Annotated in this window: 20 protein-coding genes; 12 read left to right on the forward strand and 8 right to left on the reverse strand. The window is 60.6% G+C overall.

Features of this window, described 5'->3' with window-relative positions:
* Positions 1-6 precede the first annotated feature (6 nt).
* The 3 genes from FIU93_RS02775 to FIU93_RS02785 all read right to left on the reverse strand — a co-directional run bounded on the left by FIU93_RS02775 (position 7) and on the right by FIU93_RS02785 (position 3,670).
* Positions 7-888, reverse strand: a complete 882-nt coding sequence (locus FIU93_RS02775; RefSeq protein WP_055657334.1) for an ABC transporter permease subunit — start codon at positions 886-888, stop codon at positions 7-9.
* Between the two features lie 270 nt (positions 889-1,158).
* The gene (locus FIU93_RS02780; protein WP_031268865.1) at positions 1,159-2,469 is read right to left on the reverse strand and encodes an extracellular solute-binding protein; all 1,311 of its coding nucleotides are present in this window, start codon (positions 2,467-2,469) and stop codon (positions 1,159-1,161) included.
* 508 nt (positions 2,470-2,977) lie between these two features.
* The gene (locus FIU93_RS02785) at positions 2,978-3,670 is read right to left on the reverse strand and encodes a hypothetical protein (protein ID WP_152504774.1); all 693 of its coding nucleotides are present in this window, start codon (positions 3,668-3,670) and stop codon (positions 2,978-2,980) included.
* Between the two features lie 150 nt (positions 3,671-3,820).
* Here FIU93_RS02785 and FIU93_RS02790 point away from each other — a divergent pair, with 150 nt between their 5' ends.
* The 5 genes from FIU93_RS02790 (at position 3,821) to FIU93_RS02810 (ending at position 11,341) form a co-directional block, all read left to right on the forward strand.
* Entirely contained in the window at positions 3,821-4,417 is a 597-nt protein-coding gene (locus FIU93_RS02790; protein WP_152504775.1) for a hypothetical protein, read from the forward strand.
* Positions 4,371-5,837, forward strand: a complete 1,467-nt coding sequence (locus tag FIU93_RS02795) for a DNA polymerase Y family protein (RefSeq protein ID WP_022999625.1) — start codon at positions 4,371-4,373, stop codon at positions 5,835-5,837. The genes FIU93_RS02790 and FIU93_RS02795 overlap by 47 nt, the downstream gene beginning before the upstream one ends.
* 376 nt (positions 5,838-6,213) lie before the next feature.
* Complete coding sequence (locus tag FIU93_RS02800) at positions 6,214-9,603, forward strand: error-prone DNA polymerase (protein WP_152504776.1); 3,390 nt, start codon at positions 6,214-6,216, stop codon at positions 9,601-9,603.
* 180 nt (positions 9,604-9,783) lie between these two features.
* Positions 9,784-10,398: a hypothetical protein gene (locus FIU93_RS02805; RefSeq protein ID WP_152504777.1), complete on the forward strand. Its 615-nt coding sequence runs from the start codon at positions 9,784-9,786 to the stop codon at positions 10,396-10,398.
* Positions 10,391-11,341: a hypothetical protein gene (locus FIU93_RS02810; RefSeq protein WP_152504778.1), complete on the forward strand. Its 951-nt coding sequence runs from the start codon at positions 10,391-10,393 to the stop codon at positions 11,339-11,341. Before FIU93_RS02805 ends, FIU93_RS02810 begins: the two co-directional genes overlap by 8 nt.
* 279 nt (positions 11,342-11,620) lie before the next feature.
* On the opposite strand, the gene FIU93_RS02815 is transcribed toward FIU93_RS02810, so the two are convergent.
* A complete protein-coding gene (locus FIU93_RS02815; RefSeq protein ID WP_152504779.1) occupies positions 11,621-12,382 on the reverse strand; it encodes a DUF4145 domain-containing protein in 762 nt (253 codons plus the stop codon).
* Between the two features lie 345 nt (positions 12,383-12,727).
* Between FIU93_RS02815 and FIU93_RS02820 the strand changes: the two genes are divergently transcribed.
* From FIU93_RS02820 to FIU93_RS02835, 4 genes are all read left to right on the forward strand, one after another.
* A complete protein-coding gene (locus tag FIU93_RS02820) occupies positions 12,728-13,915 on the forward strand; it encodes a D-alanyl-D-alanine carboxypeptidase (protein ID WP_152504780.1) in 1,188 nt (395 codons plus the stop codon).
* A 131-nt stretch (positions 13,916-14,046) separates the two neighbouring features.
* Positions 14,047-15,045, forward strand: coding sequence for an aldo/keto reductase (locus FIU93_RS02825; protein WP_152504781.1), 999 nt, complete (start codon positions 14,047-14,049; stop codon positions 15,043-15,045).
* 1 nt (position 15,046) lies between these two features.
* Positions 15,047-15,766: a spermidine synthase gene (locus FIU93_RS02830; protein ID WP_173017251.1), complete on the forward strand. Its 720-nt coding sequence runs from the start codon at positions 15,047-15,049 to the stop codon at positions 15,764-15,766.
* Between the two features lie 123 nt (positions 15,767-15,889).
* A complete protein-coding gene (locus FIU93_RS02835) occupies positions 15,890-16,603 on the forward strand; it encodes a hypothetical protein (protein WP_152504782.1) in 714 nt (237 codons plus the stop codon).
* Between the two features lie 73 nt (positions 16,604-16,676).
* On the opposite strand, the gene FIU93_RS02840 is transcribed toward FIU93_RS02835, so the two are convergent.
* Positions 16,677-17,384 (reverse strand): YafY family protein, encoded by a 708-nt coding sequence (locus tag FIU93_RS02840; RefSeq protein ID WP_152504783.1) that lies wholly within the window; start codon positions 17,382-17,384, stop codon positions 16,677-16,679.
* A 183-nt stretch (positions 17,385-17,567) separates the two neighbouring features.
* Here FIU93_RS02840 and FIU93_RS02845 point away from each other — a divergent pair, with 183 nt between their 5' ends.
* Positions 17,568-17,963 carry a VOC family protein gene (locus FIU93_RS02845; RefSeq protein ID WP_152504784.1) on the forward strand — a complete coding sequence of 132 codons (396 nt, stop codon included), beginning with the start codon at positions 17,568-17,570 and terminating at the stop codon, positions 17,961-17,963.
* Between the two features lie 5 nt (positions 17,964-17,968).
* On the opposite strand, the gene FIU93_RS02850 is transcribed toward FIU93_RS02845, so the two are convergent.
* The 3 genes from FIU93_RS02850 to FIU93_RS02860 form a co-directional block, all read right to left on the reverse strand.
* Positions 17,969-18,643, reverse strand: a complete 675-nt coding sequence (locus FIU93_RS02850) for a DUF2161 family putative PD-(D/E)XK-type phosphodiesterase (RefSeq protein ID WP_173017252.1) — start codon at positions 18,641-18,643, stop codon at positions 17,969-17,971.
* 197 nt (positions 18,644-18,840) lie between these two features.
* A complete protein-coding gene (locus FIU93_RS02855) occupies positions 18,841-19,389 on the reverse strand; it encodes a PRC-barrel domain-containing protein (protein WP_152504785.1) in 549 nt (182 codons plus the stop codon).
* Positions 19,390-19,582: 193 nt separating this feature from the next.
* Complete coding sequence (locus tag FIU93_RS02860; RefSeq protein ID WP_145915840.1) at positions 19,583-20,242, reverse strand: matrixin family metalloprotease; 660 nt, start codon at positions 20,240-20,242, stop codon at positions 19,583-19,585.
* 548 nt (positions 20,243-20,790) lie between these two features.
* On the opposite strand from FIU93_RS02860, the gene FIU93_RS02865 reads away from it, so the two are divergent.
* Positions 20,791-21,279 (forward strand): hypothetical protein, encoded by a 489-nt coding sequence (locus FIU93_RS02865; protein WP_055657313.1) that lies wholly within the window; start codon positions 20,791-20,793, stop codon positions 21,277-21,279.
* A 19-nt stretch (positions 21,280-21,298) separates the two neighbouring features.
* Entirely contained in the window at positions 21,299-21,910 is a 612-nt protein-coding gene (locus FIU93_RS02870; protein WP_152504786.1) for a ferric reductase-like transmembrane domain-containing protein, read from the forward strand.
* The last annotated feature ends 27 nt before the right edge of the window (positions 21,911-21,937 follow it).

A 21,937-nucleotide genomic window follows, 5' to 3' on the forward strand; every position in this document is an offset into this window, starting at 1 on the left:
CCTCCCTTACGTGTAGTGCACGCGCCGCTCGATCAGGCGGAACTGGATGATTGTCAGGATGAACACCATCAGCATCAGGATCACGGACTGGGCCGAGGACCCGCCGAGGTCGTTGCCGCGGAAGCCGTCCAGGTAGACCTTGTAAACCAGGGTCACCGGGTTGTTGCCGGGCTCGTTCTTCACGATGACGTCGATGATGCCGAACGTGTCGAAGAAGGCGTAGGTGATGTTGATGATCAGCAGGAAGAAGCCGGTGGGAGCCAGCAGCGGGAAGGTAACGGTCCAGAAACGCCGGAAGCCGGACCGGCAGTCGATGCTGGCGGCTTCCTGAACGGATTTGGAAATGCCCTGCAGACCGGACAGGAAGAAGATGAAGTTCACCGGGATCTGCTTCCAGACGGCGGTGACGATCATGGCAAAGCTGGTGTCGAAATAGCTTACGCCGATCTGCATCTTCCAGCCGAACAGGGCGAACAAGTCAACGATGGGGCCGACATGCTGGTCGAACAGAAGCACGCCGATCAGGCCGGCGACGGGCGGCGCAACCGCATAGACCCACATCAGCAGGGTCTTGTAGGAAGACGCACCGCGCAGAACCTTGTCTGCCTTGACTGCCAGCAGAAGGGCAAGCCCGAGCGACAGGAACGTCACGAAGAAGGTGAAGACCGCCGTGAACCGCGCCACCCGGCCGTAGTCGGTCGAGGTGATCATGTCCTTGAAATTATCGAGCCCGACGTAGGTCGAGCCGAAACCGAACGGATCTTCGAGATAGAAGGAGGACTGGATCGCTTGCGCGGCCGGCCACAGGAAGAAAACCGTCACGATGCCGAGCTGCGGCAGAAGCAGCAGGTAAGGCAGCCACGGAGACTGAAACTGGACTTTTTTCATTATTTCGTTTCTCGACCACCGGGAACGATTGGCGCCGGCCTCCCCTTGTGGGACGACCTGCCCGAAACATCAGGCATTGGATCTAATGCCGGAGGCTTCATTCATTTCGCTGCGGATCGACATCCGACCACCCAGACCCCTCTGGCTGAATGTCGGTCGATCCGGGCCATAAACGCATGATATTCGACTGAATTGGTATGCGTATACAGCCACGCTCAAAGGTCGATAGGGGCGCAAGGCGCCCCTATCGGTCTGGCGACTAAGTCGAGCTTAGTTGCTGGTGGTCTTGGCGAAACGCTCAAGGAGCTTGTCGCCGTCCGCCTTGATGGTCGCGAATGCGTCGTCAACGCTGGTCTCACCGGAGAAGACCTTGCCGAGTTCGCGGTTCATGACGTCGCGGATCTGGACGTAGAAGCCCATGCGGTAGCCCTTGGTCCACTCGCCGCCTTCCAGGGAAAGCTGCTGGATGCCGACTTCAGCTGCCGGAGTGCGCTCGTAGTGGCCGTCCTTCTTGGCCAGCTCATAGGCAGCTTCGGTGACCGGCACGTAACCGGTTTCCTTGTGCCACATGTACTGGACTTCCGGAGAGGTCAGATATTCGAAGAACGATGCAACGCAGTTGTTTTCTTCAGCCGGCTTGCCGGACATTGCAAACAGAGCCGCGCCACCGATGAAGGAAGCCTTGTTGGCGCCTTCAACTGCTTCCCAGTAAGGCAGGTAGGTTGCGGAGAACGGGAAGTCGACCGTGTCGGCGATGCCGCCGAAGGACCCGGAAGAACCGATCCACAGAGCCACTTTGCCTTCGTTGAACGGGGTCTGGTTGTCACCCCAGCCGGTGCCGTAGTAGCCGAACAGACCTTCGTCGAGCCACTTCTTGGCAGCCTTGAAGTGGTTCTTGATCGGCTCGCCGAAGACCAGCTCGGTGCCTTCTGCGCCGTCGTAACCGTTGTTGTTGGTTGCGAACTGCAGGTTATGACGGGACTTGAAGTTCTCGACGAATTCCCACGGCAGGTGCGACTGAACGAGCGGCACGTAACCGGCTTCCTTCAGCTTCGGAGCGATTGCTTCGAACTCTTCGTAGGTCTTCGGAGCTTCGACACCGGCCTTCTTCATCGCATCGTCGTTGATGTAGAGGATCGGAGCGGAGGAGTTGAACGGCATGCCGATCATCTTGCCGTTGCTGTCGGCATAGAAATAACGGACACCGGCGATGTAATCTTCGATGTTGAACTCAGCACCGCTCTCGTTGAGCAGGTCTTCAACCGGAACGACAGCACCCTTGGCACCGATGATGGTGGCGGCGCCAGCGTCGAACACCTGCAGGATGTTCGGCTGTTCGCCAGCGCGGAACGCTGCGATGCCGGCGGTCAGGGTTTCTTCGTAGGTGCCCTTGAATACCGGCGTGATCTGGCAGGCGTCCTGGGATCCGTTGTAGCCGTTGGAAATTTCGACAACCACTTCGCCGAGCTTGCCGCCCATGGCGTGCCACCAGGTGATGTCAGTGGCCGCATAAGAAGCGGAGGACGTGCCCAGGAGGGCGGCCGCAGCCACGAGGCTGGCGACGGTCTTGCGATAAGCCATGTTCATTTGCTCCCATCTAGCAGGGCGTCTTTGCCCCGGTCAGCAGTTGGTTCTCTCTCGGTGCCGAAATGGCTTCATCGGCACCCGAAACGATAACGCCTGCGTTTCGTATTGTTTTCATATGAACGTTATATGACGCTCATATGAACATTAAAAGACGCCTTGACCGCGTCCGCAAGAGGGAACGCAGGAAATTTGAAGAATCCCGACCCTTGATGGGATCCAGGGCTGCATTTCCGGCGGAAGCCAAGTTCTCGTCCGACGGTAAAAGCGGGCCCCCGGACACGGCTCCACCCTTGCCGCAATCCCGGCTAATGCTGGACTTTTTGCAGAATTTAGTTGGCTCATATGAAACTGTTCAGTCGTTCATATGAACTCTTGGTGACATTCACCGGCCTGTGGAAAGTGCAGATTTTTTCAATCGCTTGCAGGCCCGAAGCAGGAACTGCGGACACGGCAAGGCACTTTGCGGGTGCTTGTCAGATACCTTGATGATGCTTTTGGCGCCTCAGGCGTCCTGTCCGAAGATCCGGCGTTTCGTGCTTTCGGAAGAATGCAGGATCTTGTTGTGGAGATAATGCTTGGCCCGCTTCTCCAGAAACCGGAAGGCGTATTCCAGCTTGCCCTTGAGGCTCCGCCGGGGCTTCGGCCCTGGCGTCAGGTGTTTGTGGATCCGCCCCTCGTCGCAGAGCTGCTGGACCCACTGCTTTTCCGCATCCCAGTCGTGGGTGTGCTGCTTGCCCTGATGGGTGAAGCCGAAGAGGTGAATTTCGGCGTCCGGCAGAACATCCAGGAATTCGGCGATGATGGACGCGCCCGATGTCGGGTTGCTGCGGTCGAACGGATCGAATCTCTTCAGGTGTTCCCGCGCCTTGTTCGTCGGGCCGAAGCCGAGATAGTGCGGCTTGCATTCGCGCGCGAACAGCCAGTCGACCTCGCCGTTCTCCTTTATGTCGTTCACCCAGACTTCCGGCGCGCGTTCCAGGGCAAGCGGGTTGATCCGTTTCGACATATAGACCCTGGCCCGGTTGAGCATCAGAACGTCGACCCGCTGGCCCGCAACCCCGAGGGCCGGCGCACTGTTGAAGCGCAGCACCAGGTCCGCCTTGTCGATTTCCGGCGCATCGGCCTCGGAAATCGGTCCGTTGCCGACGATGGAAATCGTCCTGATCTTCCGGCCGTCAAGAAGGCTGCTGGTCATTGGTGCTTTCCTGCCTGTTGTGCCGGGCGTATAGCAACCCGGCTCGTGCCCGGCAACGGCTGTTTGGAATGGATACTGACCGTATCCGGTTCCGCAAACAGCTTCCATGAGTTAGGCTTTGCTCAACCGATTGCTACAGACGATCCTTGCATGTCCTTGAAATTTTCTTCCGTCTTTCCGTTGAAACACGCCCGCGCGCACGAAGTGTGCGGCGACAGCGCGTTGAGCTTTGCCGCGATCACCGCCGGAATGGCCAAGGGGGCCGTCGTGTGGATTTCGGAAGACTGGCGCCCGACGGTGAACCCGGAAGGCCTTGCCGCCTACTGCGATCCGGGCCGGCTGCTTCTGACCCGCGCCGGCAACCAGCTGACTGCTCTGGCAAGTGCGGAAACCGCGCTCAGGTCCGGCGCCGCCGGGCTGGTGGTGGCTGAACTTTCCGGCACCGTCGGACTGACGGAGGGCCGCCGGCTGCAGCTGGCGGCCGAGGCCGGACGCACCACGGCCATCCTGCTGATCCCGGAAGGCGCGGGCAGCAATGCCGCCGAAACCCGCTGGCGCAGCACCTGTCTTCCGGCCCAATCCGCCCCCTCTTCCGGTCTTGCACCGGAGCCTCGTCAAAATGGTCACGACTCGACTCATTGGCGCTGGTCGCTTATAAAGAACAAAATAGGAACATTGTCGGAATGGGTAGTACGTTGGGATGCAGCGGCGCATCGTGTCATTGTGGTTTCCGAGGCTGGCGGCTGAGCGCTCCCTGCGTGCCCGGCCCGTCGACGCCCCCTTTGCGCTGAGCCTCTTCGACCGCAATTCCGAACGCCTTTACGACCTGTGCCCGCGTGCCGAAAGTTTCGGTCTCAACCGCGGCATGACGCTGGTTCACGCGCGCAGCTTCTGCCCCGGTCTGCTGACCCGCCCGGCGGACCCGGCCGCCGACCAGCGTTTCCTGAGGCTGCTGGCCCGGTGGGCAACCCGCTACTGCCCATGGGTGGGCCTTGACGGGCGCAACGGCCTCTTTCTCGACATCACCGGCTCGGCCCATCTGCTTGGCGGCGAGGAACCGCTGCTGGACGATATCCGCGCCCGGCTGGCCCGGGCGGGGCTGACCGCCCGGCTCGGCCTTGCCGATACCCCGGGAACGGCCTGGGCGCTGTCCCGGTTTGCGGAAGGCATTGCCGGGACCGGCGAAACCCTTGCCCGCATCGGCCCGCTGCCCTTGTCGGCCCTGCGGCTGTCCGACCAGACCTGCACCAGTCTGGAACGGCTCGGCATCGCCACGGTTTCGCAGCTCTACAATCTGCCGCGCGCCACTGTTGCCCGGCGATACGAGCCCGATGTCCTGCGCCGCCTCGACCAGGCGCTGGGGGCGCTGCCCGAACAGATTTCTCCCCTTGGCGAGGAGCCGGGCTTTGCCGTGCGCATGACCCTGCCCGACCCGATCGGCCTTCTGGACGATGTCATGGCCGCCGCGCGCCGGCTGACCGCGCATCTGTGCCAACGGCTCGACACCGCGCAGAAGGGCGCACGCAGCCTGAAGCTGACCTTTCGCCGGGTCGATCAGGAAAACCAGGCGGTGGAACTGAAACTCGCCCGGCCGATGCGCGACCCGGAACGGATCCTGGCCCTTTTCGAGCGCGGGGTCAGCGCGGTTGATGCGGGCTATGGCATCGACATGATCCGCCTGGAGGCAACCGAGGTGGAACCTCTCGGCATGCGCCAGCTGGACCGCACCGAGGGCCTCGAGAAGGACGGGTTAGATGATCTCATCACCCAGCTCGGCAACCGGGTGGGCCTCGACAACATCCTGCGGTTCCAGCCGGTCGACAGCCACATTCCCGAGCGCAGCTTCAAGCTGGTGCCCGCCGCCTACAGCCGCCCGGCGCAAGCCTGGCCCGCCAACCGGCCGCGGCCGATCCGCCTGTTCGCGCCCGAGCCGATTTCCGGCACCGGCTTCGAACCGCCCCGGCGCTTCCGCTGGCGCGGCCGGGCCCTGACCGTGTTCGAGGCCGAGGGGCCGGAACGGATCACACCCGCCTGGTGGGACCTGGACGACAGCTGGGCCAAGGGCCTGCGCGACTACTGGCGCATCGCCACCCATCAGGGCCAGCGCCTGTGGCTGTTCCACACGCCCCAGCACCCGGCCTGGTTCGTGCAAGGGGAGTTCGGCTGATGGGCTTCCGCAGTTTGCGCCTTGCCTCTATCGCCTTTCCGGTCCTGGGCTCCCCGATCCTGGGCTCGCAGATCCTGGGCTCCCCGGTCCCGGATCTCCGCTGCGCTGCGTCCGGGATGACGATGGAGAGGACGGTTGTTGTTGCTACCCTCCCCGCCCCTTGCTCGGTGTCACCCCGGACGAGCATCGCGAGATCCGGGGCCTACTCGTTTGCAGAGCCGTGCCGTCAGGGTGTTTCGGTGCCTGAAGGGCAAGCGGACCGGCGGTTGGGACCGGGCTTTGCGTTTTTGCTTTGCCAGGACGGCACGCGGGGACACGGGGATCCCGCGCATCTGTCCTGCAAGGACAGCACTGGAAAGAACAGGGAGGTCTGCCGGTGAGCGTGCTTCCGTCGCCTGACGATTTCCGGCCCGAGCCGGTCCGCTATGCGGAGCTGGCCGTGACGTCGAATTTTTCGTTCCTGCGGGGCGCCTCCCATCCGGAGGAGCTGGTGACCCGTGCCGCCATGCTCAATCTCGATGCGGTTGCCATTACCGACCGCAACTCGCTGGCCGGGGTTGTCCGGGCTTATTCGGCGCTGAAGGAGATCAAGCGGGCGGCGGCCGAGGAAGGCGTTCAGATCCGCTCGCATTCGCAGATCGACACCTCCTCCCGCAAGGAGACGAACACGAGCCCGCCCCTGCCTGCCCCGCAGACGCTGAAGCTGCCGCGGCTGATCGTCGGCGCGCGGCTTTGCCTGCAGGACAGCCCGCTGCACTGGGTGGCGCTGCCGACCGACCGCGCCGCCTATGAGCGGCTGAGCCAGTTGCTTACCCTTGGCAAGCGGCGTGCGGAAAAGGGCGAGTGTCACCTGAATTTCTCCGACCTGATGAACGCCTGCAAGGGCATGATCCTGATTGCCCTGCCGCAGCCGGAGATGGCGCGCGAGACAATTTGTGAGACGGCTAAGGATCACATTCGCCGCCTGCGCCAGGAAGCGCCGGGGCATGTGTTTCTGGGCGCGGCGCCCCGCTATGACGGCACCGACCAGGCCTGGTTCCGCACCTGCGCCCGCGCGGCGCATTCGCTTGCCGCGCCGATGGTCGCCGTCGGCGACGTGATGATGCACCATGCCGGCCGGCGCCGCCTGGCCGATGTGCTGACGTGCCTGCGCGAAGGCTGCACCATCGACGATATCGGCACACGGGCCCTGCCCAATGGCGAACGCCGGCTGAAGGCGCCGGAGGACATGGCCAGGCTGTTCCGCCACCATCCGGCAGCCCTGCGCCGGACGCTTGAGATCGCCACCCGCTGCAGCTTCGATCTGTCCGAACTTTCCTACCAATATCCGGACGAGATCACGGGCAACGAACCGCCCCAGGAGCGACTGGAACGGCTGACCTACGAGGGGCTGGAGAGGCGGTATCCCGCAGGCGTGCCGGACCATGCGCTGGCGCTGGCGGAAAAGGAACTGAAACTGATCCGCAAACTTGCCTTCGCCGCCTATTTCCTGACCGTGCATGACATCATCCGCTTTGCCCGCAGCAAGAACATCCTGTGCCAGGGGCGCGGCTCGGCGGCCAATTCCATCATCTGCTATGCGCTCGGCATCACCGATGTGGGGCCGGAAACCATCACCATGGTGTCGGAACGCTTCATCTCCGAGCACCGGGGCGAGCCGCCGGACATCGACGTCGATTTCGAGCATGAGCGCCGCGAGGAGGTGATCCAGTATGTCTATGAAAAATACGGCCGCCACCGCGCCGGGCTCTGCGCCACGGTGATCCACTTCCGCACCCGCGCGGCGATCCGCGAGGTCGGCAAGGTGATGGGGCTGAATGCGGATGTGACCGCCGCGCTGGCCGGACAGATCTGGGGCAGTTCCAGCAAGGGGCCGGAAGAAACGCGGATGAAGGAGATCGGGCTCGATCTCGACAATCCGCGCGTTCGCCAGACCATCGAGCTGATCCGCGAAATCATCGGCTTCCCGCGTCATCTCAGCCAGCATGTGGGCGGCTTCGTGATCACCCAGGGGCGGCTTGATGCCCTCTGTCCGATCGAGAACGCGGCCATGGAAAACCGCACGGTGATCGAATGGGACAAGGACGATATCGACGCGCTCGGCATCCTGAAGGTGGATCTGCTGAGCCTCGGCATGCTGACCTGCATCCGCAAGTGCTTCGAGCTGATCGACACCCACCATGGCCAGGAACTGACCCTCGGCACCGTGCCCCAGGCCGACAAAAAAACCTATGACATGCTGTGCGTGGCCGATGCCATCGGCGTCTTCCAGGTGGAAAGCCGGGCGCAGATGAACTTCCTGCCGCGCATGCGCCCGCGCCAGTTCTACGACCTTGTCATCGAGGTGGCGATCGTGCGCCCCGGCCCGATCCAGGGCGGCATGGTGCACCCTTACATCAACCGCCGCCAGGGCCGGGAGAAGGTCACCTTCCCCTCCAAGGCGCTGGAGGAGGTGCTGGGCAAGACGCTTGGCGTGCCGCTGTTCCAGGAACAGGCGATGCAGATTGCCGTGGTCGCCGCCGGGTTCACACCGTCGGAAGCCGACAAGCTGCGCCGCTCCATGGCCACCTTCCGGCGCATGGGCACCATCGGGCAGCTGAAGGACAAGTTCATCTCCGGCATGCTGGAGCGCGGCTACGAGCTGGAATTCGCGCAGAACTGCTTCGGCCAGATCGAGGGGTTCGGCGAATACGGCTTTCCGGAAAGCCATGCCGCCGCCTTTGCCATGCTGGCCTATGTCTCGGCCTATCTGAAATGCCACTTCCCGGCCGAATTCGCCTGCGCGCTGCTGAACGCCCAGCCGATGGGCTTTTATGCCCCGGCGCAGATCGTGCGCGATGCCCGCGAGCACCAGGTGGAGGTGCGCCCCGTGTGCGTCAACACCAGCCTGTGGGACAACACCCTGGAGCGGCGCAGCGACGGCGCGCTGGCGCTGCGCCTGGGGTTTCGCCAGATCAAGGGCCTGCGCGAGGAGGACGCGGCCTGGATCGTCGCGGCCCGTGGCAACGGCTATCCGGATACGGAAACCCTGTGGCTGCGCACCGGCGTCATGCCGGCCACGCTGGAGAGGCTGGCCGAAGCCGATGCCTTTGCCGGCATGGGGCTCAGCCGCCGGGCCGCGCTCTGGCAGGTGAAGACCATCCGCAGCCCCAAACCGCTGCCGCTCTTCAACGACCCCATCGACGGCGAGGCGATCTTCGAGCCGGATGTCCTCCTGCCCACCATGCATCTGGGGCAGGAAGTGGTGGAGGATTACCTGTCCACCCGGCTGACCTTGCGCGCCCACCCGATGGAGCTGCTGCGCCCGCATATCCCGCACCTGACCCCGCATGACCGGCTGGCGGCGCTGACCCCGCGCGAGGCGCGCCGCGTTTCCGTCTGCGGGCTGGTGATCACCCGCCAGCGCCCGGGCACGGCCTCGGGCGTGATCTTCCTGACGCTGGAGGACGAGACCGGCGTTTCCAACGTGGTCGTCTGGCCGAAGATGTACGAGAAGTTCCGGCCCGCCGTTCTCGGCGGACGGCTCCTCAAGGTCACCGGCCGGCTGGAGCGCGAAGGCATGGTCGTTCACCTGATCGCCGACCACATCGAGGACCGCTCCCGCGACCTGTCTCTTCTGGGCCACCCCAACGACGACGTTCTGGGGCAGACGACCACCAAGACCGACGACGTGCCGGTGCATCTGAAATCGGACGCACAACGCACCCGCGCCATGCACCCGCGCGAACAGGCCAAACGGCTGTTCCCGAGCCGGGATTTTCATTGAGGGGTGGTGCGTGAAAGGGGGGGAAGGTGGAAGATCGCTGCGAGCGTGAATAGACAACCTGACATTCCAGACGGTTGGCTAACACAGACCTCCAGCGAGAGTACCCCACTGCTCTTAGGGTGGTTTCAACTAACTCGAAGATAGCTTTGGACTTTGAGGTCTAAACATGGATAGGTTGCAATGAATAAAACTACGAGTTTATTTATGCCTATCCCAGAATTTGCTGATCACGGTGGTTTGCCGCCGTTCGTAAACGGTCACCCTACATTGCCCGACGCTCGCTCGCCCTTTTTAGCGACCATGCAGGAAGTCGTGGAACGATTTTGCACAACTGAACATCGCGCTAAGCTATTAAAGGGATTAAACGAATACAGAAAGCACCTCTACTCTGGCGGCTTTGTGAGCGGATCCCAGTGGATTGATGGCAGCTTCGTCGAAAATGTCGAGAAAACGCAAGATCGAAGCCCTAACGATATAGATCTAGTGACTCTATACCATAGGCCCATCCAGTATCAGACTAACCCGCAGTCATGGATTGTGGACTACGCAAGTCACATTCGTAACCTTTTTTTTGATACAATCATTATCAAACCAGTCTATCTCTGTGACACGTACGATATCGACCTCGACGCCGGATCGAGGGCGATTGTGAGAAACACAACGTACTGGTTTGGGCTGTTTACCGATATGCGTGGAAACGGCTCGAAGAAAGGAATTATCGAAGTGCCGCTTGCGGTTGATCCAATGGAGTTTGCAGCGGTCGACCAAGCAATAGGGAGTCGGTTCAGTGTCTGATTTCCAGTCCATGGCATCGTTGGAGAGGCAAAAAGCCGAACTGGAGGCTTTGGTAAGCGAGGCCGACGCCGATGGCGATGTGGTTGGGCGCATGAACTTCCAAACGCGGCTTAGTGTTGTCTCTAAAGAAATGGAGGCGCTCAGAAGTGTGGATGATCAAGTCGCTGAGGTTGCGTTGCTATTCGATGGTGCGCCAGTAGATGGCACACGAACAATTGATGCAAATTTCGCCGCTCAGGCGCTGCGCTATTTTCAGTCGATAGTCACAACCTTATTTGCTTCAAATCTTAGGGGAGAACTCGCTCAGCGGGGTAAGATCAAAGGCTCGGAATTGGCTGCCCTGAATATTCGCAGCATTGCCACCGGCTCCTTTGGGTTTGTCTTGGAGGAAAAGAATGCGCGCCAGTCGAGCGCGGTAAAAACGACGGTTAGAGAATCTTTAGAAGAGGCCACCTCGTTATTCGAGGAACTTACGCAGCTTGAAGAAGACGATTTTCTCATTGATGTTGATGATATGAATCCGCGTGTATTCAACGCGTTGGGCAAGTTCTTCAGTCATTTGGAAAAAAATGGGGCGTCTCTTAAGGCGAATTTACCAGACCGGCAAATGGTGTTTGATCGGGCTGGGATCGAACGTGCCTATCGGCGAATATCTGAGACCAATGTCAAAATTGACCCCGTCGAATGGATCGGGACTCTGGTTGGGCTTTCACCGATAAAGCGAACTTTCGATTTCAAACGTGATGGCACCGACGAAATCATAACAGGAAAGTTCAGCTATCAAGTCAGCCAAGACTATTTGGAACGAATTGAAAGCCAAGAGGGAATCAAGTTAGGCGCTCAGTTCCGTGCTAGCATTGAGATCGGTACGATCCGAAAGCCAGACGGAACCATTAGTGTCAGCTACACGGTTACAGACTTGCAAGAAGTGCCGTCGGATTAAGCTACTAGCATTCTTCACTTCCGCTTAAAATCTGTTCGTTAGTGTGCCATTCCTCCGTTTTGCGCGCGCAACCAATGTCTCCTTTGACGCGCTGAGCGGCCGCATCCGAAAACTTCGATGCCTTCATCAATTCCGCTCTTTTCCAGCCAGGGAAATCGTCGCGGAAAACTCTAACTCAAAACGGGGGCATTTCGCGGGGGCACATCAATCGTCGTGAGAAGCACTGAATCGAGATTGGGTGCTGGCCTCTAGTCTTATGCGCTGCAACACTACAGCAGCTCATTTTTGGAGCTTGCCTTTGTTTTCGATAATCCGGCGTGCCTTTTCTGCCAGCTTGGCGCGGCGTTCTTCAAGCAATTCAATCATCGCATCTTCTAATAACTCGAAACAATCCAGCAACTCTTCTAACTCCATGTGGCCCTCATGGCTGCCAACGTTACCGACATACCGCAAGGCGTTTAGTGAATCCTCATGACCCGGCCTTGCCTCTTCTAGCAACGCAATGCGGTCTGCAAGGTCAAGTCGGGTGTTCGTTCGGCTGCCTTTGGGGCCTTTTCGGGGAATATCGAGCTGATCTAGCAAATATTCCGCTACGATGCGCAGACGATTGGCGCAGGAAGCATTATCTACCCAAAATAGGTCGTACGCGCGTTCGATATGCTTTTTAGCCTCTTTACAGAGTGTTTTTGGCACCTCGATCATAAAGGGCGCAGGGCGCATAAAAAAGGGCGTGAACTGAGTATCCTCGAAAAGGGTATCCTCTCCGGTATCATAGTCAAATTGGTGTTGATAGTACTCTTGATAGTCTCCGGCGACTGCCACGGCTTCACCGCAAAATGTATTCGAGCACACCAGAAACCCGCTAAATCGCCCCGAAGACACTTCCCCTAGGATGCCATCAGCCACAAGTTGATTATGGATGTATCTTGGTTCTTTCTGGTGAAAGCTGTCTTGTTGCTTTCTGAGCGTTCCCTTGCCACACCGCGGACAGGTAAAGTGCGGAAATGAACGGTACTGTTTCTTCCAAAGCTTCCTGTCCACTTTGCCTCCTAATAATCAAGCTCTCGACGTCATCAAAATATTCAAGGTGCAGTGTTGGAAGCGCCCATCGGCTTTTCCCCTTTCGAAGGTAGGCCAATTATCCTCTATCAGCTACTCCATCCGCAACGCGAGATTGCTTAAAAGAGTAATGCATATGTTCGCCGTGGATCAGAACCGGACATCTAATTTAGTGCAGGTGAACGACAGTTCTGGCCCACATCCACCAATCCGCATCCACACTCAACCGAAGTTCCGGTTGATTTGTACCCTCGGAGCGGCTCACATGGTCTCCCCGGCAAACCCCAAGGTCACCAGCCGCAGGAACAGCGGCTGACTGGAGCCACCATGCGCCTGCTTGCTCTCATCCTTGCCCTGTTTCTGCTTTGCGGGCCGGCACTGGCCGGTGTGGAAGACAAGGTCGCGGCCGCGGCGCCGTCGGGTGTCGTGCTTGTGCTGGATGAAAAGGGCAAGGAACTGGTGGCGCAAAACGCCGGCCGGTCCTTTGTTCCGGCGTCCGTCGCCAAACTCGTCACCGCATGGCTGGCCATGGAGGTTCTGGGGGGCGATTACCGGTTCAAGACAAGCTTTTACCTGGACAGGAACAGGGTGCTCTATGTGCGCGGCGGCGGTGATCCCTTCCTCGTCTCCGAGGAACTCGCGCTGCTCGCACCCGAGCTTCTTGCCGTGACCGGCAAGGCGCCGTTCGTGGGCCTCGTTCTTGACGCAAGCTATTACCCGGCAAGTCTTCGTATCCCGGGTATCGAAGACACCGGCGAGGCCTATGACGCCCTGAACGCCGCCCTTGCGGTCAACTTCAACACGATCCATGCCGTCAGAAAGGGAAACACCGTCAACTCCGCGGAGGAGCAGACCCCGATCACCCCATTGGCGGTGAGCCAGTTCCGTGCGCGCGGCCCCAAGGGACGCGGCCGCATCAGCCTGGCCCAGGAAGACCCTTCTGTGGGCGTGCGTTATGCCGGCGAGCTTCTCGCCGCCTTTATCGAGCGGGCCGGAGGAAGCGTTGAGGGCGACACATCAACTGGATCCGTGCCCGCGGACCTGCAGCCTGTCCATGTGCACGAGCAGTCCCGCCCCCTATCGGAGATCCTGACCCAGTTGCTGCTGGGGTCGAACAACTATATCGCCAACCAGATCTTTCTGGAGATCGGCGCACACCGTCTCGGCGGGCCGGTCAGCCTTGAAAAGTCGCAGCAGATCGCCAGGGAGATCCTGGCAGCACACGGCATCACCGAGGGCATAGAGCTCAAGGAAGGCTCGGGCATCAGCCCCGACAACCGGTTCTCCCCCCAAAGCCTTGCCAGGGTGCTGCAGCAGTTTGCGCCGCATGCCGACCTGCTCCCCAAGACCCGGGCGGGATCGCGTTACAAGACAGGCACGATCCCGGGCGTGAAGACACTGGCGGGATACGTGAACACCTCAAAACACGGCCTGGTGCCCTTCGTGATCTCGCTGCCAGGCAACACGGGAAAGACCCGGTTCCGCCTGCTCCGGACGCTTGAGCTCGGTCTTTAACAGCAGTCGGGCGTTGCCACGTCCAGCCAACCAGCCGACGCAGCCAGTGCTGCCACTTCCGCCCTTTCAGCGCCCGGGACAATGGCTTAAGAAAAGAACTCTTCAGCTTTTCCATCGCATAGAGGGGACACATGGAACAACGCAGATTGGGCGCCAACGGGCCGGAAGTGGGTGCCATCGGCTATGGGGCGATGTCCTTCTCCGACATGTACGGACCGACGAACGAAGCGGAAAGCCACGCCATTTTGAATGCCTGCCGCGATCTGGGTGTCACGCATCTGGATACGGCCAATGTCTATGGCATGGGCAAATCGGAAAGCGCCCTCGGCACCTATCTGAAAGCCAATCCGGGTGCGCGGGACGAATTCGTGATCGCGACCAAGGCGACGATCACCACCGATGCGGACGGCAACCGCAGCTTCGACAATTCGGCGGAGCACCTTGAAGCCGAGCTGGACAAGTCTTTGCAGCGGCTTGGCGTGGAGTGCGTGGACCTGTTCTACGCCCATCGGCGCGACCCGCGCTTCACGCCCGAAGAAACGGCGGCCAATCTCGGCCGGCTCGTTGAAAAGGGCAAGACCCGCGCCATCGGCCTGTCGGAAATCGCGCCGTCTACCCTGCGGCGCGCCATGAAGGTGTTTCCTGTCGCGGCCGTTCAATCGGAATATTCGCTTTCCACGCGCGCGCCCGATCTCGGGCTGGTGCAGGCCTGCGCCGAGCTTGGTGTTGCCATGGTGGCGTTCTCGCCCGTGGGCCGCTCGCTGCTGACGGACCATCCGATCCCGCGCGAGCGGATCGCCGAGCTGCCGTTCCTCAGCACCAACCCGCGGTTCATGGAGCCGAACCTGACGGAGAACCTGCGCATCATGGAAGGCTTCCGCAAGCTTGCAGCGGAGATGGGGACGACGGCGGCGGGGCTGGCGAATGCCTGGCTGCTGACCCGCGGGCCGCATGTGATCCCGATCCCCGGAACGCGCTCCGTGGAGCACCTGCGGGAATGCATCTCGGGCGCGGCGCTGAACCTGACGGCGACGGATCTGGAGCGTATCGAGGCCGTGCTGCCCGTCGGCTGGGCCCACGGCGACCGCTACTCGGACGTGCAAAGCATCGGGCCGGAGCGCTATTGCTGAGATGAGCAAGCTGTTTGAAGAACTGGACTACGCGCCGACACCGATCGGCGCGATTTCCCTGCGCCGCCGGCATATCCTGGCGCTGAAGACCGACGTCTTCGAAATCCTCCTTGGCGAGGAACACCTGATGTCGAGCCTTTTTACCGCGTCGGAAATCGCGCTGGCGGACAAGGGGCTTGCGGCCCTCAGCGGCGACACGCTGGACGTGCTGGTGGGCGGACTTGGGCTTGGTTATACCGCGCAGGCCGTTCTGGCCCATGAGAGCGTTGCCGACCTTACCGTGGTCGACCTGCTGGAGCCTGTCATCCGCTGGCATGAGGAAGGTCTCGTGCCGATGAAAACCGAACTTGCCGACAGCCCGCGCTGCCGGCTGGTGAAGGGCGATTTCTTCGCCATGGCAGCCTCGGAAGACGGTTTTGATAGAGACCAGCCCGGCCGCCAGTATGACGCTCTGCTGATCGATATCGACCACACGCCGGAACGGCTGTTGCATGGCGGGTCAAAAGGCTTTTACACGCCCGAGGGCCTGCGCGCCGTGCAACGTTTCGTGAAGCCGGGCGGGATCGTCGGGCTGTGGTCGGATGAAGCCCCGGACGAGGCCATCACGGCCTTGCTTGGCCAGGCGTTTGACGCGGCCTGGGCCGAGCCGGTGGTGTTTCCAAATCCCCTGCAGGACGGGCGCGAGGTGACACAGGCTGTCTATCTGGGGCGCAAGGGGTGAGTGGCTTGCGCGAACTTGGAACACAGAAACGCTGCACAACCGCGATAACAAGATATCGATGATCGCCAACACCGGGCAAAAGATCTGTCGCTTGAACCTCAACTGCCCAATAAGCTCAATGAAATGCTACAGAGAATTTTTATCGCACTGTTTTTTCTAACGAGCCTGCCTGCCTTCGCTCAGCCTGAGGATGCCCTTAGCTATTGCCGCGAAAAAATCCACCTGGAACAAGAGGCTGTTCACACGGCGCTGGAGAAACACCAGCAGGCCCTGGATCGCTACCTCGCATTCGTCAAAAAGCAGGAAGACAGTGGATGGGCGGGATCCAGCTCCCAGCGCAAGCAGCAGATCCTGGGCGACATCGCCTTTTTTCGGCAGCCGATCGAAGACCTCAAAAAGACGGAATTCACCCAGGAGGCCGGTTGCCTTGAATCAGTCTTAGCCCAACGGTGGGCGACACGAGTCTTTATCGTCAATCAGGCCGGCTACTCACTAGGACACGTTTCTTTGCAGCAAGTCATGTCCAACTGGGAAAGCGACGCCTTTGCCGAGCTCCGGTCCGCTGTCGAAGCAACGGAGAAGCATACCGAAAACAGCTGCGTCTACGTCACCTTCGACCGCCAGGCAGTTGCGGCCTCATGTTCATCGCGTCTCTATGTTTTTTCGCAATCAAAAGAAGGAAGAGATCTCTCGAAATCGATCGTTCGGGAATTAAGTCATCTTTTCCCAAAGGGCACCCTGACCGAACAAAAACTATCGACGTGCCATGGCATGGTAGAGTGCTATCTCCCTGCCGAATACATTTTATATCAATCAAAGTTTCGACCCGAGAACTGAACGACATCGTCTTTTTCCGGCAGCCGATCGAAGACCTGAAAAAGACGAAGTTTACGCGTCAGGAAGGGAGCAATCAGGAGCGCGGGATATAGCTTTCCCGCTCGGCATCCATGGCTTTCCGCCAGCGGTCCTTTAAAGAGCCGCGGCTTTCCGGATAGCGTTGATCCAGCGCCTCGGCAAAGGTCATGCGGTCGGTGCGGAAATAGCGGAAGCCCTGGCGCAGCTCGCACCAGGCCGCAAGGATGCGGCCTTCGTCCCGGTAGCCCAGCAACACGGGCCAGACCACGCGCTTACTCTCCTTGCCATCACCGTCGCGGTACCCCAGCGACACCTTCCTGCCTTCCAGAATGGCCTGCCGCAGCATGGCCGCATCGACCTTGTCCTCTGATGCCGGGCTGACAGGCCGCACGCTCATCGCGGCTGCCGCGATGTGGCGGCGCAAGGGCCCGGGCGTGATGGCCTCTATCTTGGCGATCAGGTTTTCCGCTGCCCTGGCGAGCTCCGGCTCGGCGCGGGTGGAAACCCACAAGGCCCCCAGAACCGCCGCATCGATTTCCTCGGCCGTCAGCATCAGGGGCGGCATGTCGAAGCCCTCTTCCAGAACATAGCCGATACCGGCCTCCCCCCGGATCGGCACGCGCTGCGCGGTCAAGGTGGCGATGTCGCGATAGACCGAGCGCTTGGAAACCTCCAGTTCGTCCGCGATCGCCTGCGCCGACACCGGCTGGCGCACCCGGCGCAGGATCTGGATGATTTCAAACAGTCTGTCCGCGCGCCGCATGGCCCGTCTCCCCGGCACGATGCTGCCAACACGGTGTCAGCAGGGGGCCTTTATAGGACCCGGACACCAGAGTTGAAAAGCGTCCGGAAGACCATGACCCGAAACCTGACAAAACACCTTTTGTGGATCCTCGCGATCCTTTTTCTGACCAGCGGAACCACGCTTCACGCGCAGGAGACAGACATGACAAATTCACAAGCAGCAGCCGTTCAAAGACTTGGCGTCTATGTGCTGTCCAGCGATTTGAGCCGTTCACGTGAGTTCTACCAGGACCTCTTCAGTGCCCCCCCCACGGTGGAGACGGACGTCTTCATCGGCTTCGATGTGGCCGGTGGGCTGTTTGCCGTCATTTCAAAACAGGCCTTCGCGCCGGATGCGAAGCTCGGCGGCAACACAGTGCCCTATCTGAAGGTCGACGATATTCAGGCGGCCTTGCAGCATGTCGAGACAATCGCCCCCGATGCGCTGAGGGCCCCCGGCCTGATCAGCGAAGGGCCGATCAGCCTGTTCAAGGTCACCGATCCGGATGGCAACATCCTCGAATATTATGCGCTCAACATGCTGATCGACGGGCTTTAGAACAGCTATCCGGCAGCTTCATCCGGCGTGCCCAGAGACGCCAGTCCCTTGGGCGTCAGGGCATAGATGCCTCTTTCCACCCGCTCGAACCAGCCGTAGTGATCGTCGGCCATCATGCGGGTTGCGGTGGCAACGCCGGTTGCCCTGGCCACATCCGCGCCGCGGCTGGGGCCGTTGGTGGAAAGATGTTCCGCGCAGCGGATCGCGTCCTGGCGATAGGCTGTCACGAGCGTGGTGCGCGTCGAACCGCCGGTGTTCGGGTCACCGACCCGGCGGGCAAACTCCCGCAGGAGCCGATCCTTGCGCGCCTTGGACTTGCGCGGGGTGAAAGGTGCCGGGTCCAGGTGCACCTCGACAACGCCATCCGGCAGCCTGACGGTGATCACGCCAAGGCCCAGCCTTCGGGCAAGCTGCAGGTTCTTCTTCAGGGACTGGAGAAACTGCCGCCCCTTGCCCCGGACGACCGCGACATAGACTGCGTCGGTCACCGACTGGCGCACGACCGCCTGATGAAACAGGCTCAAGGTGAACCCGGTCTTGAGTTCGACAATCACCGGATCCGCACCCTCGCGGCACGCGACGATATCGGCCGAACCGACTTCGGCCTTCACCTCGTATCCCTGCTCAACAAGAAAAGCTTTGACCGGCGGATAGAGCTCGGTTTCCAGAATGCGCCCCATGGCGGCATCCTACGTGCGAAGCCATGGGCGGGCAATCTTCCGGCCGGGGCAGCCGCGCGAAATCCAACGAAAGGATCCGCCGTGGCGCTTCAGGGACGGAGCCGGAAGCTGACACTTTCAAAAAAGACCGGACCACATTGCGTGACCCGGTCCGATCCGTCCTTGCGCGTTCCAGATGAGAACGCAGGCGGCCATGGTTACTGCGCCGTCTGAGGTTCCCCCACTGCGGGGGCATTCAGCTGCTCGGCCTCCTGCCGTGCCTTTGCAGCTTCTTCCGCCTGGCGTATCTGCAGAGACGTCAGAAACGCAGGAGCTGCATCAACCTCGTCCAGAGAGGCCTTGATCACCAGCTTCTGGTCACCCGGCTCCACCTTGCTGTGCTCGACCGCATCATAGGGAACGCCGATCAGCTTGGTGCCGAGACCCAGAAAGCCTCCTGCCTCGATCACGACACCAACGACCTTGCCTTCGCCATCGATTTCAAGCGCGGCCACCTCGCCAATCGTGTCACCAGCCGGATTGGTGACTTCCTGCCCGATCAGGTTGCTGGAAAGCCAATGGCCGGATTCCTGCTGGGCAAGAAACGGGGTCACACCTTCGAACGTGATCTCAGGCGCATCGCCCTCGGGCATTGTTTCCTGGATCATCGGGTCTGCTTCGCGGGGCTGAGAGGTCTCCTGCGCCAGCGCGGGACTGAGCGACAGCGCCAGGGCGGCGATTGTGGCCGGAACGATGTTGCGTTTCATGATTCACTCCCTTGTTGCCGCGCCGGCAGAGCAGACAACCCGTTCGCCCTCACCGATGCGTAGACAAACAGATAGGAAGCAAAATTGGCCTTTTCGGGCAAAGGCCTGATAAAATTAGCTATTAAATATCAGCAGGTTACCCATTGACGCGTGACGGGACATACCCGCAAAACGTGTCAATTTGATGATCGATTCAATCTATACGGGCACCGTACAGCCACCGCACTCCCTCGATATCGCTCGGCTGCAGACCCTCGAAGGTTTCCCGGTACTTGAAGTGCATGATCGAGCTCTTGCGAAGGTAATGATCGAGGCCGATCGCATGACCGATTTCATGGGCAAAGGTGTACTGCAAATCGTAGGTCTTCAAATCGCCGTCGAAGCCGATTTTCCATTTGTGAACCGGATTGAGACAAACGGCAGACCGGGTGATGCGGGCAAGCTTGGCCGCCGCCGTGGCACCTGACCGTGCTTCCGGTTGCCGGCCGGGTTTTCCGAGACCCCGGTCCGAAACGTCGGTCACATTCGACTTCGGACGATCTGCAAAGTCGGACTGGAACCTGACGTTGGTGAACGCAAATCCCCTTGGAATGGACTGCACGCCCAGCAGAATATCTGCCGCGTTCACGTCCGCGATCTCTTCGAAGGTGAGCCCGCTGACGTTTTGCCAAAGCTGGAAAGCAAGCGACGCCTGGCGCCGCACGTCCTCAAGGCCCAGGGAACTCAAGCGCGCAAGGCGCGCCAGACTGTCCATCGCCCCGCAATTTCGTGCTTTCTCCTGCACGATGGGCTGCTGCACGAAGGCATAGGTGACGTGAGCCGGCGTGCCGAGCTCCGCCTTTCCCCATTTCACGAGATGTCCTTCCAGCTTGAGCGGGGCAAAACCTGCGGCGTTGCCTGCCAGCGAAGGAACCAATGAACAAAAAGTCACAATTGCAGCGATGAGGAAAATGAAGCCGGTCTTCAATGTCTCACTCTTTGGTCGTTCAAGGGTCGGGTAAGACTGCTGACCGTAACGCCAAGGCCGCGTCCTGGATCAGTTTACAATGCGGCAGCTTTACCGCGCCTTGCGAAGGCCCTCAGGCCTGCATCCAAGAGCCAACACCAAGGCAACTCCCGGCTTCTTGCATCTGCGCCGAACGTTACGTCACATTGCCGGCGAAGAAAATCCGGAAAAATCCCATGCAGACGCGAAATCCCGAGAAAATTTCAAGCGATTGAAAAATTGCAACAGTCCAACCACCCGAAAGCGATGCTGTTTGCTCACGCAGGTGTGAGCACGATCCGCTGAATGAAACGCCCCGATGCCTCGGAAATGCCCGGAAACACCCTATACTTGAACATCGGACGCGCCCGGTGCCCGCAAGGAGCCGGGCCCAAACGCCCGACAGGAGATTACTCATGACATCCGGTCTCATTACCCGCCGAAACCTGCTTGTCACCGGAACCGCCCTGCTGGTGTCGGGTGCATCCGGGTTGAGTGTTCCCGCACAGGCCAAAGGCGTGGCGCCGACAGCGTCGATGCGGGGCGGGTCCAACAACTATCGGCCCGGTGCGCCCATTGTCGACAGGATCGGCGGGGGCGGTTTCTGGATGAGCGGAACCGTGCGGCGCGCAGGTGACGGTGCCCCTCTGGCAGGCCAGCGCATTCAGATCTGGGCACATACGACCGAAGGGAACGAACGCGACCAGCGCAGCCATGGCGCGACGCTCACCGATGCCAATGGCGTCTTCCGCCTGGAAATGCCGCAGATCGTTCCGGCCTTCGGCCAGCCCCACGGGCATCTGGCCTATGACAGCGGAGAGTTCGAAACCGTCTTTCTGCGGCCGGTGATGAGAAGCTCGGCCGATACCAGCCTGGAAGCACATTTCGTGCTGCAGCCTGCTTGACCCGGACTTGCCCGACGGCATGAACCGCCTTCGTGCTCTTCTGATATGGGCCATCCTGGCAACGATCCTTGCTGTGCCCCTGCTCGCGGCGGCGGCAAGCCCGCTGCTGCAATGGCGCCAGCCGGTCTATATCGCGGCAGGCTTTGCAGGCATCACATCGATGGCACTGCTCTTGTTGCAGCCCTTGCTGGCTGGAGGTTATCTCCCTGGTGCTGAAGGCCTGAAGGGCAGGCGCCTGCACCGCTGGACCGGCTCGTTGCTGGTGCTGGCAATCATCCTGCATGTCGGCGGGCTCTGGATCACCAGTCCGCCGGATGTCATCGACGCCCTTCTCTTCAGATCACCGACACCCTTTTCCGTCTGGGGTGTCATCGCCATGTGGGCGGTCTTTGCCGCAGCCTTTCTTGCCGCGTTCCGGCGAAGCCTTGCTCTTTCTCCCCGCCTCTGGCGCCGGCTGCACACCCTACTGGCCATGGTGATCGTCGCCGGCAGCGTGGTTCATGCGCTGTTGATCGAAGGCACCATGGAGACTTACTCCAAAGCCGCACTTTGCGCGCTGGCCGTGGCCGCGACGGTGAAGGTGATTGTTGACCTGAAGATCTGGGCGAGGCGTTCACGCGGGGAAAGCTGAAACTCCCTCGCGCAGCGGGCCAGGCAT

The sequence above is a fragment of the Labrenzia sp. THAF35 genome (genome assembly GCF_009363595.1).
Classification (GTDB): domain Bacteria; phylum Pseudomonadota; class Alphaproteobacteria; order Rhizobiales; family Stappiaceae; genus Roseibium; species Roseibium algicola.